The organism is Pseudogemmobacter hezensis, assembly GCF_013155295.1.
Taxonomy (GTDB): domain Bacteria; phylum Pseudomonadota; class Alphaproteobacteria; order Rhodobacterales; family Rhodobacteraceae; genus Pseudogemmobacter; species Pseudogemmobacter hezensis.
The window spans coordinates 1-13957 of record NZ_JABJXT010000014.1 but is presented as its reverse complement, the minus strand read 5'-3'; the positions used below and the strand labels follow the sequence as shown (position 1 = coordinate 13957).

At 62.0% G+C, this 13957-nt stretch carries 8 protein-coding genes, 1 tRNA gene and 1 riboswitch; of the genes, 8 read left to right on the top strand and 1 reads right to left on the bottom strand.

Annotated elements, in window-relative coordinates; translation table 11 throughout:
• The first annotated feature begins 1 nt into the window (after position 1).
• Genes HOY34_RS15160 through HOY34_RS15150 form a run of 3 tightly spaced genes read left to right on the top strand, consistent with a single transcriptional unit; the run spans position 2 to position 3931 of the window.
• Positions 2 to 1522 (top strand): FGGY-family carbohydrate kinase, encoded by a 1521-nt coding sequence (locus tag HOY34_RS15160; protein WP_172364323.1) that lies wholly within the window; start codon positions 2 to 4, stop codon positions 1520 to 1522.
• Positions 1519 to 2289 (top strand): DeoR/GlpR family DNA-binding transcription regulator, encoded by a 771-nt coding sequence (locus tag HOY34_RS15155; RefSeq protein WP_172364321.1) that lies wholly within the window; start codon positions 1519 to 1521, stop codon positions 2287 to 2289. The genes HOY34_RS15160 and HOY34_RS15155 overlap by 4 nt, the downstream gene beginning before the upstream one ends.
• Positions 2282 to 3931, top strand: coding sequence for a glycerol-3-phosphate dehydrogenase/oxidase (locus HOY34_RS15150; RefSeq protein WP_216654779.1), 1650 nt, complete (start codon positions 2282 to 2284; stop codon positions 3929 to 3931). The genes HOY34_RS15155 and HOY34_RS15150 overlap by 8 nt, the downstream gene beginning before the upstream one ends.
• Before the next feature lie 13 nt (positions 3932 to 3944).
• On the opposite strand, the gene HOY34_RS15145 is transcribed toward HOY34_RS15150, so the two are convergent.
• On the bottom strand, positions 3945 to 4397 hold the full coding sequence (locus HOY34_RS15145) for a 6,7-dimethyl-8-ribityllumazine synthase (protein WP_172364317.1): 453 nt from the start codon (positions 4395 to 4397) through the stop codon (positions 3945 to 3947).
• Between the two features lie 83 nt (positions 4398 to 4480).
• Positions 4481 to 4613: riboswitch (FMN riboswitch) on the bottom strand.
• A gap of 212 nt (positions 4614 to 4825) precedes the next feature.
• Here HOY34_RS15145 and HOY34_RS15140 point away from each other — a divergent pair.
• From HOY34_RS15140 to HOY34_RS15120, 5 genes are all read left to right on the top strand, one after another.
• Positions 4826 to 5926, top strand: coding sequence for an efflux RND transporter periplasmic adaptor subunit (locus HOY34_RS15140; RefSeq protein ID WP_172364316.1), 1101 nt, complete (start codon positions 4826 to 4828; stop codon positions 5924 to 5926).
• Between the two features lie 10 nt (positions 5927 to 5936).
• A complete protein-coding gene (locus HOY34_RS15135) occupies positions 5937 to 9020 on the top strand; it encodes an efflux RND transporter permease subunit (RefSeq protein ID WP_172364315.1) in 3084 nt (1027 codons plus the stop codon).
• A 737-nt stretch (positions 9021 to 9757) separates the two neighbouring features.
• Positions 9758 to 11311 (top strand): TerC family protein, encoded by a 1554-nt coding sequence (locus HOY34_RS15130; protein ID WP_366926967.1) that lies wholly within the window; start codon positions 9758 to 9760, stop codon positions 11309 to 11311.
• Between the two features lie 184 nt (positions 11312 to 11495).
• A complete protein-coding gene (locus tag HOY34_RS15125) occupies positions 11496 to 13151 on the top strand; it encodes a pilus assembly protein TadG-related protein (RefSeq protein ID WP_172364313.1) in 1656 nt (551 codons plus the stop codon).
• A gap of 176 nt (positions 13152 to 13327) precedes the next feature.
• A tRNA-Pro gene (locus tag HOY34_RS15120) sits at positions 13328 to 13404 on the top strand.
• Positions 13405 to 13957: the final 553 nt, after the last annotated feature.

Below are 13957 nucleotides of genomic sequence, written 5' to 3'. Positions count from 1 at the left end.
TATGGCGCATTCCGGTCCCTGTATCTTAGGCATCGACAATGGTCTGACAGTGACCAAGGCAGTGGTCTTTGACGCCCACGGCACGCCTTTGGCCGTCGCACGACGGCGCCTGCCGCAGCTGATGCCACGCCCTCGCCATGTCGAGCGTGACATGAACCAGCTCTGGGCCGCCACCGCCGAGGCGATTTCCGAGGCGCTTGCCCTCTCAGGCCGCGCCGCCGATATCGCCGCCGTGGCTGCCACCGCGCATGGCGACGGGCTTTATTTGCTTGATGCGCAGGGGGCGGCGCTTGGGCCTGGCATCCTGTCGCTGGACAGCCGCGCCGCAGACCAGGTGACGCAATGGCAGGCTGACGGCACCGCGGCCCGCGCATTGACGCTGTCGGGGCAGATGCCCCATGCCTCGGCACCGACCGCGCTGCTGGCCTGGATCAAACGGCATGAGCCAGAGCGGTTCAGCCGCATCGCCCATATCCTGGCCTGCAAAGACTGGCTGCGCTATTGCCTTTCGGGCGTGATCGGCACCGATCTGACCGAGGCCAGCACTGGTTTCACCAATGTTCAGACCCAGGACTACGACCCCGAAATCCTGCGCCTTCTGGGGCTTGAGGCGCTGGCCCATGCGCTGCCGCCTGTTTCGCTGCCCGATCAGGTGGTGGGCCATGTGACCGAAGCCGCCGCCAGGCTGACCGGGCTGCGCGAGGGCACGCCGGTTGTGGCCGGGCTGCATGATGTAACCGCCTCGGCGCTTGGGATTGGCGGGCATGGCGTGGGGCGGGTGGCGATTGTCGCGGGCACCTATTCGATCAATGAAACAGTCTCTAACACCGCCAAAATCGACCCGCGCTGGTTCTGCCGCAACGGGCTGCGGAAGGGCGAGTGGAACAATATGTCGATCTCGCCGGCATCGGCTGCGAATTACGACTGGTTCCTTGATACACTCTGCGGCGGCGACCGCGCAAAGGCCGAGGCAGCGGGCGACAGCTTTCACGCCCTGATCACGCCCGATATCGAGGCCGCCTTCCAGCGCCCCTCGACGCTGATGTTCCACCCCTATCTCTTTGGCAGCCCGCATGGCGCAGAGGCCTCGGCCAGTTTCCTGGGCCTGCGCGGCTGGCATGATCGGGGCGATATGCTGCGGGCGGTGATCGAGGGGATCGCCTTCAATCACCGCATCCATGTCGATGCGCTGCGCGATGGGTTCCATCCCGAAACCGCGCTGCTGACCGGCGGCATTTCCCGCAACCCGCTGTTTGCCCAGGTCTTTGCCGATGTGCTGGGCCTGCCGGTCACGGTTACCGCGACCGAGGAACCCGCCGCCTGGGCTGCAGCGCTTTGTGCGGGCTCGGGCGTGGGGCTGTTTGACAGCCCGACCGCCGATCCGCGCGACCTGGCGGCGCTTGGCCAGACCTGGCAGCCCGACCCGGCCCGCAGCGCCGAAATGTCTGTGCGCTACCGTCTGCATTGCGACCTGGCGGCAGCACTCGGCCCGCTTTGGCCGCAGCTGGAAGCCCTGGCATGACAGCCCTCAGCCGCCGCGATGAGATCGCCGCCATGGTGATCGCAAAAGGCGAGGTCCGCATCGACGACCTTGTCCAGGCCTTTGGCGTCTCGCGCATGACGATCCACCGCCATATCGAGGATCTCGCCCGCCAGGGCGTGTTGCGCAAGCTGCATGGCGCGGTCTCGGCCCAGCCCTCGGGCGTTTACGAAAGCCATATCGCCTGGCGCGAGACCCATGCGGCGGGCGCGAAAGCCGCGCTGGCCCGCGCCGCCCTGGCCGAGATTCAGCCGGGCCAGGCGGTGATCCTGGACGATTCCACCACCGTCGCGGCGCTCGGGCCGCATCTGGCGACGATTGATCCGCTGACGGTGATCACCAACAGCCTGGGGATGATGACCCGCCTGTCAGGCCCCGAAGGGCCCGAACTGATCGCTTTGGGCGGCGATTACCACCCGACCTATAATGCCTTTATCGGCCATCTTTGCGAAAGCGCGCTGGCCGGGCTGCATGCGAACCTGGTGATCTGTTCGGCCTCTGGGGCAACCGGGGTGACGGCGCTGATCCAGGATGCGCGGGCGGTGCGTGTCAAACAGGCGATGCTGAAGGCGGCGGCGCGGCGCGTTCTGCTGCTGGACCATACGAAATTCGGCAAGCTGGCGCTGCACCGCTTTGCCGATCTGACAGATTTTGACGCGGTCTATGTAAACCGCGCCCTTGCCGATGACACGGCCAATGCCTTGCTGGCTGCGGGTGTGCCCCTGATACTGGTGGATGAAAATGAGTGATATACAAGATATTGACGTGCTGATCCTTGGTGCAGGCGTCAATGGCGCGGGCACCTTCCGCGACATCGCCGAACAGGGCCTTAGCGTGGTGATCGCCGATAAGGGCGATTTCAGCTCTGGCACCTCGGCCGCGCCTTCACGGCTGATCCACGGCGGCATCAAATATCTGGAAACGGGTGAGTTCCGCCTGGTCGCGCAATCGACGCTGGAGCGCAATCTTTTGCTGCGCAACGCGCCGCATGTGGTGCATCCGCTGCAAACGGTGATCCCGTTCTTTTCCTGGTTCAAAGGCATTCCGGCGGCAATCCGCACGCTGTTCGGCTCGACCACGGCCCCCAGATCGCGGGGCGCGGTGCTGATGAAAATCGGCCTTAGCCTTTATGATTTCTACGGCGCGAAGCGGCGGGTGATGCCAAAGCACAGCCTCTGGTCGAAAAAACGCGCCCTGCAAGAGATCCCGCCGCTGACGCCGAAGATCGTGGCGGCGGGGGCCTATTACGACGCGACCGTCCGGATGCCCGAGCGCCTGGTCGTCGAGCTGCTGATGGATGGCAAACGCGCCAATCCGGGCGCCGAGGTGCTGAATTACACCCATCTGACCGGGGTTCAGGGCGATGTGATCCACCTGACCCAGGCTGACGGCACCGCCCGCGCCTTCCGCCCGAAAATCGTGCTGAATGCGGGCGGGCCGTGGATCGACCAGGTGAATGCGCAGCTGGGGCTGACGACAAAGCTGATCGGCGGCACCAAGGGCTCGCATATCCTGCTGGCTCATCCCGGAGTGATCGCCGCGCTGAAAGGCCGGATGATCTATTTCGAGGCCGATGACGGGCGGATCTGCCTGGTGTTCGACTATCTGGGCCGGGCCCTGGTTGGATCGTCAGATATCCGCGCGGCGGACCCGGACAATGTGCGCTGCGAAGATGACGAGATCGACTATTTCATGCAGGCGATTTCGTCGCTGTTGCCGGGGCTGTCCTTCTCGAAAGACCAGATCGTCTATGCCTATGCCGGGATCCGGCCGCTGCCGGCCTCGGATGCGGCGAACCCGGGGCTGATCTCACGTGACCATTCGGCCCCGGTGCAGGAACCCGAGGGGGCGCGGACCTGGCCTGTCATCTCGCTGGTGGGCGGCAAATGGACGACCTTCCGCGGCTTTTCCGAAGAAGTGGCGGATGTGGTGCTGAAACGGCTGGGCGTGGCGCGGAAAGTCTCAACGCAGGATCTGGCGATTGGCGGCGGGCGCGATTATCCGGCCGATCCGGCGGGCTGGATCGCGCAGGTCGCCAGCGAAACAGGCGCGGGCCAGGGCCGGGTGAAAACCCTGTTTTCCCGTTACGGCACCACCGCGCGCGAACTGGCGAAGGCCGAAGGCCCGCGCCCGATCACCCTGTCGGATGCGCCCGATTACAGCCTGCAGGAACTGGGCTGGATCACCCGCAATGAGCAGGTCGTGCATCTGGAAGATCTGGTGAAACGCCGGACCGCGCTTTCTGTGACCGGGATACTGACCGATGCCAGCCTGGAACAGGCCGCCGGGGTGGCTGCCGCCGCGCTGAACTGGGATGAAGCGCGGCGGGCCGAAGAGGTTGCGCGGACGCGGGACGGTCTGAAGTCCCGCAACCGCCTGCGGCTGAGCTGATCAGCCGTTAAGCTCAGGCCCTGATCTGAGCTTCGAGGCCGCGGATTGCCTTGACGGCTTCTGCGGCCTCGGCGCCTTTCTTGACGAAATGGGCGTGGTAGAAGCCTTCCAGCGCCTCGACCGGCTGGAAGTTATGCGGCGTCAGCGAGACGGAATAGACCGGTACTTCGGTTTCCAGCCCGACCTGCACCAGGCCATCGACGACAGCACCTGCGACAAAGTCATGACGGTAGATGCCGCCGTCAACCACCAGGGCTGCGACCACGATCCCCTCATATTTGCCGGTTTTCGCCAGCTTTTTCGCCACCAGCGGTGCCTCAAGCGCACCGGGCACGTCGAAGACGTCGATTTCGGTGCCGGGCAGCACTTTGGCGGCGCGGTCAGAAAAGCCCTTCAGCGCCTGATCAACGATCTCGGCATGCCAGCGGGCGCGGATAAAAGCGATACGGGGTGTTTTGTTCGACATTTCGGAACCTATCCGTTGAGTTAACGTCTTCGGCCCCAGAGCAATCTCCCATCTGACAGACCGGCCAAGCCGGATTCCACCAGACAGGTTCTCTTTCATCCGGACTATACCGTCGGCCCCGGAATTTCACCGGATCTGCTGACCCTCAACCCGAAGGAGAGGCGCTCGCGGGCTATAACCGCCGGTGGGGAATCGCACCCCGCCCTGAGAACATTCAAGGGCTAACATGAGACAAAACGTGAAATCAAGGCCCGTCAGCCCCATCCGCCCCTTGTGATCTGGTGGCGTTCCAATAAGCATTGCTGCGAATGCGATCAGTCGAATGCAAGTTTGCGTCATTGACTAATCGAACCGATCAGTTCAGTTAACGCGGTTTAAAGACTGGCCATGCAAGTCAGTCTGACCGAACCGCGCAGCAGGAGTATTCGATGATAAAGCGGCTCATTATTGCGATAATTCTACTGGGTATCGTTGTCGGCGGGATCGTCTGGTTTAAGTATTTCCGTGACGAGATGATTGCTCAGTTCCTGGGCGGCATGACCCCGCCCCCTGTTGCGGTCAATGCCGAACCCGTCCAGCCCGTCACATGGGAACCGGGCATCGACGCCATCGGCACCTCGCTGTCGCGTCAGGGCGTGGATCTGGCGATTGAAAGCGGCGGTCTCGTGCGGGCGGTGCATTTCGCCGCCAATGACACGGTGACCGAAGGTCAGCAGATGATCGTGATCGACGATGACAGCGAAAAGGCACAGCTTGCTGCGGCCCAGGCCGCTCTGACCGTCGCCCGGGCAGAGGCAACGCGCGCACGCACCCTTTCGGATCGTGGCGTGGGTGCCGCAACCACGCTGGAAACGGCAGAGGCCCAGGTTGAAAGCGCCATCGCGCAGGTCGCCCTGGCCCAGACCTCGCTGGACCGCAAAACACTGAAAGCCCCCTTTGGCGGGGTGATCGGCATTCCGCAAATTGAGGTTGGCCAGTATGTTTCTGCCGGCCAGATCTATGCGACGCTGCAGGATCACGCCAATATGCGCGTTGATTTTTCCGTTCCTGAACAACAGCTTGCTGTTCTGAAAATGGGCGGCGCGGTGACGGTGACCTCTGAGGTCGGCGATTTTTCGGCCACCGGCAATATCACCGGGATCGAGCCGCGCGTCGACCCGAACACCCGCATGGTCTCGGTCCGGGCCGAGGTTGAAAACCTGTCGGGCAAACTGGTTCCCGGTCAGTTCCTGCGGGTGCGGATCACACTTCCCAAGGAGGAAGGCGTGATCGCCGTTCCGCAAACCGCTGTCAGCTCTTCGCTTTACGGGGACTCGATCTATGTGATCCGCGAAGGCGAGAATGCAGACGAGCAGAAAGTCGAGCAGGTCTTCGTGCAGCTGGGCCGTCGCTCTGGCGGGCGGATCGAGGTCACCACCGGCATCAAGGCAGGAGATCTGATTGTGACCTCAGGCCAGAACCGCCTGACATCGGGCGCAAGGGTCAAGGTCGACAACACGGTCGATCTGACGCCCAAAGCCGCCGAATAAGGGGGATCGGATGCATTTTTCAGAGTTATTCATCCGCCGGCCAGTCCTTTCGACTGTGCTTGCCGCGCTGATCCTGTTTCTCGGTCTTGCATCGGTGGTCAATCTGCCGGTGCGCCAATACCCCGAGGTCGAGGATTCGGTAATCACCATTTCCACCGTCTATGCCGGTGCAGATGCTGAACTGATCCAGGGCTTTATCACCTCGCCGATTGCGGCCGCCGTCTCGACCACCGAGAATGTCGATTACATCACCAGTTCGTCGCGCCAGTCCCTTTCAACGGTGACGGTGCAGATGAAACTGGGGGCCGATCCCGACGTGGCGCTGACCGAGGTTATGTCCAAGGTCAACCAGGTCCGGGGCGATCTGCCTTCGGAATCCGATGACCCGGTGGTGCTGAAAGGCACCGGCCAGACCTTTGCTCTGATGTATCTGGCGGTGCAGAACCCCAATATGTCGAAAGAGCAGCTGAATGAATATCTTGAGCGCGTGGTCAGCCCGCGCGTGACGAATATTCAGGGTGTCGCCCAGATGGAAATCATGGGCGGCCAGGAATTCAGCATGCGTGTCTGGCTGGATCCGCTGAAGCTGTCCTCGCGCGGGGTGACCGCAGCCGAGGTGCTGAACGCGATCCGTTCGTCGAACTTCCTCGCGGCACCGGGCAAGACGCGGAATGAATATTTCGCCTATTCCCTGACGCTTGCCTCAACCCTGCAGGACGCCGATGCCTTTGGCGAGCTGCCGCTGGTCGAGGGCGAGAATGGCGTCGTGCGCTTGCGCGACGTGGCCACAATCGAGCTGGCCTCGGGCGAGCCCGACGGCATCGTCACCTTCAAGGGCCAGCCCGGCACCTTTATCGGCGTGATCCCCGCGCCGGGCGAGAACCAGCTGGATGTTGCAACCAATGTGCTGACCGCATTGCCCGGATTGCAGGACAGCCTGCCGCAGGGCATGTCCATCACCCTCGTCTATGACAGCACCGAAACCATCTCGGCCTCGATTTCCGAGGTGTTCACGACCATCGCCGAGGCAGTTGTCATCGTGGTGATCGTTATCCTGCTGTTCCTGGGCTCGTTCCGCTCGGTTCTGATGCCGATCGTCACCATCCCGCTGTCGCTGGTCGGGGTTTGCGCGATCATGCTGGTGCTGGGCTATTCGATCAACCTTCTGACCCTGCTGGCGATGGTGCTTGCCATCGGCCTGGTGGTGGATGACGCAATCGTTGTGGTGGAAAACATTCACCGCCATATCGATGAGGGCCTCAGCCCTGCCCAGGCCTCGATCAAAGGCATGGTCGAGATCACCGGCCCGGTTATCGCCATGACGATCACCCTGGCGGCGGTTCTGGCCCCTCTGGCCTTTACCGGCGGCCTGACCGGCTCGCTCTTCACCGAATTCTCGCTGACGCTGGCGGGCGCGGTGATCATCTCGGGGATCGTCGCACTGACGATCACCCCGGCGATGTCGGCCCGTCTTCTGACCCATGGCGAGCCGGGGCGTTTCCAGAAAATCGTCGACAAAACGCTGAACGGCCTGGCCAACTGGTATGAGCGGCGGATCTCTTCGTCGCTGGACTATCGCCCCGTCACGCTGTTGATGGTGGTCTCTTTGCTGGGTGCGACCGGCTTCATGCTGGTCAACACCTCGTCCGAGCTGGCGCCGGAAGAAGATCAGGGCGCGCTTTTCGCCCTGATGAACGCGCCCCGCTATGCGACGCTGGATTACACCCAGGCCTTTGCGACCGAGATCACCGAGCGGACCAAAGACATCGAAGAGGTTTCGACCTACTTCTCGTTTGCGGGCATGGGTACACCGGATACCGGCTTCTACATCTGGGTGCTGAAAGACTGGGCTGATCGCGCACGCAGCCAGGAGCAGATCAAGCAGCAAATCCAGGGCGTTCTGGACAATGCGCCGGGGATGCAAAGCTTCGTCTTTGCGCCGCCGTCGCTGCCGGGTGCCGGTGGTGGCCTGCCGATCTCGATGGTGGTTCAGTCGATCCACGACCCCGAACGCGTCGTCGAAGTCGCTGATGAAATCTATCAGAAAGCGATGCAAAGCGGCATGTTCATCGTGGTGCAGAACTCGATGTCCTTCGACGCGCCACAGGTGCGGGTGACGATTGACCGCGATCGTGCCGCAAACCTTGGCGTCTCGGTGTCGGATATCGGCACCACGCTGGGCCTGCTGGTCGGTGGCGGCGCAGTCGCGCAGTTCGACCGCGACTCCAACAGCTATGACATCGTGACCCAGGTCCCGGTTGACTGGCGTGACAACCCCGAGCGGCTGAACGACTTCTTCGTGCGCTCCTCCTCGGGGGCGATGCTGCCGCTGTCCTCGGTCATCTCGCTTAACCCTGGTGTTGCAGCTTCGGCGATCGAGCAGTTCAACCAGCTGAACTCGGCCACGCTTTCGGCCATGCCGATGCCCGGTGTTTCAACCGGCACCGCGGTTGCCAAGCTTGAGGAAATCGCGGCAGAGGTTCTGCCGGACGGCTTCTTCCTGGATTACTCGGGCCAGACCCGGCTTGAGAAATCCGAAGGCAACACGATCCTGCTGGCCTTTGGTGCGGCAATCATCGTGATCTACCTGGTTCTGGCGGCCCAGTTCGAAAGCTTCCGTGACCCCTTCATCATCATGATGTCGGTGCCTCTGTCGATTTTCGGTGCGCTTTTGCCGCTTTATCTGGGCGCAAGCACGCTGAACATCTACACGCAGGTCGGCCTGATCACACTGATAGGTCTGATTACAAAACACGGGATCCTGATGGTGGAATTCGCCAATCAGCAACGCGAAGACCACGGGCTGAACCAGCGTGCGGCGATCGTCGCGGCGGCGAAAACCCGTCTGCGGCCGATCCTGATGACCACCGCCGCCATGGCTCTGGCCGTCGTTCCGCTGATCATCGCCGAGGGTGCAGGTGCTGCGGCCCGTCAGGCGATGGGTCTGGTGATCTTCACCGGCCTGTTGATCGGGACGCTGTTCACGCTGTTTGTGGTGCCGATGTTCTACACGCTGATCTCTCGTTCGGACGCGTCCTTCGACCTGCACAAGCGCAATGTCGAAAAGCAGTTCGGGCCTTCGGCCGCGCATTAAGCGCCTTAAATCACCAGGAAAAGGGGGGCTCTGGCCCTCCTTTTTTTATGCCTGCCCCGGCCTCAGATGCAGAAACCCGGGCCTTACCGGCGGAAAAGACACGAATCCTTTACAAATTTCGCCAATAAACGGCGCCAGACGGCCCCAGACGCCCCCAGCCCTCGTGGTGCTATTATCGCCGCAAATCCGCCAGGGGGATCAGGAAAGACTTGCGGCGGAAGCCAACATGCAGAAAAATACCACGGCATTGGCCATGCATGTCATATGGCGGGAAACCTCTGTTGACTGGCACCAGGCCTGTCTGAAAGCTATGGGATAACGGGTGAAACTCGGTCACGTCAAAGCGCCGGCGGCGCGCAGGATGCTCAGGTCAGTGCGGATCACGCATGCCCGGGCCTGTGGTGGCGTGGCAGCAATCGCCCAGACCCGCACGATCAGCGCAGGCTCTGTCGGATCGGGTCGGGGCGAAAGCAGCCCCTGCGCATCCGGCAGCCCCCCCTCATCCGAGGAAGGCTCGTGTAGCAGCGAGCGAAGTCGCCCTCCCCCACGCGGGCAAGCAGGCGGTAACAGGCCCGACACTGGCCTGATCCTGCCTTACATCAGCGATAAAACCACCCGCCCCCGGCTTTCGCTGGCCAAAGCTTTTTTCACCATGTTTGCGGAATCATCCGCATTCCTTTCCCCTCACCGCGCCTGGCATGTGCCTGCGCGGCTTTCTCACTTCGGAGCCAAACCTCGTGTTATTTGAATGGATGTCTGATCCGGCTGCCTGGGCCGGCCTTGCGACCTTGATCGTGCTTGAGATCGTCCTGGGGATCGACAACCTCGTTTTCATTGCCGTTCTCGCCGACAAACTGCCCGCGCATCAGCGCGACAAGGCCCGCATCATCGGCCTGTCGCTGGCGCTTGGCATGCGGTTTGTGCTGCTGGCCTCGATCGCCTGGATCGTCACCCTGCAAGAGCCCCTCTTCGCCCTTTTCGGGCATGGCTTCTCGGGGCGCGACCTGATCCTGATATTCGGCGGCCTGTTCCTTCTGTTCAAAGGCACGATGGAACTGCACGAACGGCTTGAGGGCCATTCCGGCCACAAAGAGGGCAGCGTCGTTCAGGTGGCTTTCTGGCAGGTTCTCTTGCAGATCGTGGTGCTGGATGCGGTTTTCTCGCTGGATTCGGTGATCACCGCCGTCGGCATGGTGCAACATCTGTCCATCATGTATATCGCCGTCCTCGTCGCCATGGCCGTCATGCTGCTGATGTCGAAGACGCTGATGAACTTCGTGTCGAAACACCCGACCGTGGTCATCCTCTGCCTTGGCTTCCTGATGATGATCGGCTTCTCGCTGATCGTTGAGGGCTTCGGCTTCCACATTCCGAAAGGCTATCTCTATGCCGCAATCGGCTTCTCTGTCGGTATCGAGGCGCTGAACCAGATCGGCCGCGCCAACCGTGAGCGTTACATCACCTCGGGCGACCTGCGTGACCGCACCGCCGAGGCCGTTTTGCGCCTGCTGGGCGGCCGCAAGGGCGAGGATCTTGGCGGCACCGCCGATGTGATCGCCGACCGTGCGGCCGAGCAAGAGCTCTTCGCCCCCGAAGAGAAAGACATGATCCAGGGCGTTCTGGGCCTGACAGACCGGCCCGCGACCTCGGTTATGACGCCGCGCAATGAGATCGACTGGATCGACCTTGAGTCCGATGAGGCAAAGATCCGCGAGCAGATCCTTGATCAGAAGCATTCGCGCTTCCTGATCGGGCGCGGCAGCCTGGACGAATTCACCGGCGTCGCACTGGCACGCGATCTGATGCGCGATCTGCTGACCGACGGGCATATCAACCCCGAACGCTCGGTCCGCGAGCCGCTGGTGCTGCATGAAAGCGTCTCGGTGCTGCGCCTGATGGAGCAGCTGCGCCGCTCACCCGTGCAACTGGCCGTGATCGTTGACGAATTCGGCTCGCTTGAAGGGATCGTGACACCCACCGATGTGCTAGAGGCAATCGCGGGCGACTTCCCCGATGAGGATGAGGCCCCCGCCACCGAAGAGCGCGCCGAGGATGGGTCCTGGCTGGTCGATGGCTGGATGGATATCCGTCGCGCCTCGCAGCTGTTCGAGGCCGATCTGGAAGACGAGACCGAGCGCTATTCCACCCTGGCGGGCTATATCCTGTGGCGTCACGGCAATATGCCGGTCGCGGGCGAAAAGCTTGATTTCGACGGGCTGGAATATGAGATCGTGGCGATGAATGGCCGCGCTATCGACAAGGTGCGGGTGCGCAGGCAGGCGGCGCTTTAATCGCCCATATTCGCATAAAATCCGCCGTTTTATCGGTTAGGTGGCTGGCGATGCTGCAGGCAGAATAAGGGGGATTCTTCCCCCTTGTTTCAGGCCGACATCGCCAGCCATGCCCCGGTTTCATCTGTCCCGGCTTCATCTGCCCCGCATCGCCTTGCCGCAAATCGATCCCGCGCGCACGCTTATGCGCTGGATTCGTGACACTTCGGGCAGTGTCACCGTGTTCTTCGTCATCATATTCCCGGTTCTGATGCTGATTGGCGGCCTGGCGACAGATGCGGTCAGGCTGAACGCGCAAAAGCGCTATACCCAGTCGCAGGCCGATCTTGCCGCGCAAAGCGCCGCCCGCTACCTGCCCGACCCGGTCCGGGTGCGCGATGTCGCCCGCAAGACAGTGGCTGCAAATGACCGCTACGGCGTGATTGCACTGGAAGATCGCCATATCCTGCTGGGCAGTTACTCGCCTTCGGGTGGCTTCGTGCCGCATCCGAACCAGGCCAATCCCAGCGGCGCCTCTGCGGTGATGGTGGAGGTGCCCTCTCCATTCCGGGCACTGCTGCTGCGGCCAGTTCTGCGCGACGATCAGGTTGTGATCAGCCGTTCCGCTGTCGCGGGCAGCCAGGCCATTGTCGTCTTCACCCTGCGCAACCGGCTGCTGGGGGTAAATACGCGCGAATCGATCCTGGATCCGGTGCTTTCCGGGCTGGGGATCGGGCTGAATGTCTCGGTTCTCAGCTATGAGGGCCTGGCAAATACCAGGGTCAAGGTTGAGGAACTGCTGTCGCTGCTATCCTTAGGCGTGGCGACGGAGGTGTTCACCTTCAACGACGTATTGCACCTGCCGCTGACCACGCCGCAGCTGTTTTCCGGCCTTGCTGCGGCTGGCGGCCTGCCGCCCGGCGCGCTGCCCGCCACGTCCCATGCCGGGCAGCCGGTAACACTGGCAGAGGTGATGAATATGTCACCCTCTCTGTTAGAGGCACGCGTGGGCGATGTTCTGCCCGATGTCACCGTCAATGCCTATGATCTGATGATGGCCTTTCTGGGCCTGGCCGCCGACCCCGCAGAGCGGCTGGATATCGGCACCGGCCTTGACCTGTCGCCGCTGGCAGATGTGGGTCTGCGCATAGGCCTTGTCCGCCCGCCGGTGATCGGTATCGGGCGGATCGGCGATGCCCCTCCGCCCCGGGCCTCGGTCTCGCAGGTGGATGCCCGGGTCGAGGCGAATGTTCTGGGCGATGGCGACAATGCCCTGCTGCGGGTGGCGCTGAACCTGGGCCTTGGCACCGCCGATGCAACGGCGATCAGCCTGAATTGTGGCGCAAGGCTGCCCTCGGATCAGCTGGCCGTATTTCACGCCGAGACCGCGCCGGTAGAGCTGGCCCTGCGTATCGGCATCCTCGATTCCCGCGCCAATGTTGCGCCGACCGATATGAACCGGATCTCACTGGCGCGCGGCATAAAGCAGGTTCCTATCCGCCTGGATCAGTTCCGCAAGCCGGTTCCGGTGAAAAACCCGCTGACACTTTCGGGCCTGGTTGCGAATGTCAGCACCTTCCTCGACGACGTGCGCGATGATCTGCAGGACCAGGTCAATGCCAATGCCTGTGCAGCGGGATTTTTGTCGCTTTTGCTCTGCCCACTGATCACGGTGGTGAATACAGTGCTTGCAACGCTATTGACCGCGCTCAGCGCGATTATCAGCAGCATAGCCAGCCTGCTTGCCGCTCTTGGGGTGGATGCGATCCTGCAGGCCGTGCTGGATCTTCTGGGCATCGGCGTGGCGCAGGCAGACATCATTCTCGATGATTACAGCTGTGGCACCCGAATGCTGCAATAGGGCCGGCGACATACCACAGACATCCCATCGACACCCCGCCCCGGAAAGCGCTGTGAAATTAAATGGGGCTTACAGCAGGATCTCAACCCCGTCAGGCCGTTCGGCTGACATATTCGGCCTCTTTCATCATTTTCGCTTGTCAAACGCGGCGTCGGGGATTATGCCGCCACCACGGTCGGAGCGTAGCGCAGCCTGGTAGCGCACCTGCTTCGGGAGCAGGGGGTCGGAGGTTCGAATCCTCTCGCTCCGACCAAACTAACCCTATGGCGTTTCAGAAAGTCTTGCCTTTTGTTTCAAAAAGGCGGTCTTTCTGGATGATAGATGAGCCAAACGCGTTGGCTAACCTGTCAAACGCGTGACTTACAGCATTCTTGTCTGCTTGATGTGACGCCCGGAGCGTCGATACCGGCCCATAGCTGCCACTCAGCGCCTGATGAGCGCCGCGGTGCCGCTCCCCAAAAGCGGACATGCAAGCCGAAAGCTGCACATCGGTCCAACGCTCATTCATGGCCGTATAAGAGACCGTACGTTTCGCTTACAGGTTGCGCCAAGCCAAAAGGGAAGCTTAATGGTAGATACAAGCATTCTACACTGGGTAACCCATGACCAATGGTAACGAAGCTGCACGGCAACTGGACCGTCACCTGCGCGCTCCCAGACAAGTCTGGTTGACAGGGGCTGACCTGCCCCCCGGTCGTCCCTCGTTCATAACGAGAGTCCTTGGGTTTGATATTGGTAGGTTTCGGGTTGGGCAAGCGCGCCGGGCGTGGAGCCCTCAGATTGCTCAAGCGCTCGGCGCGCTTCTA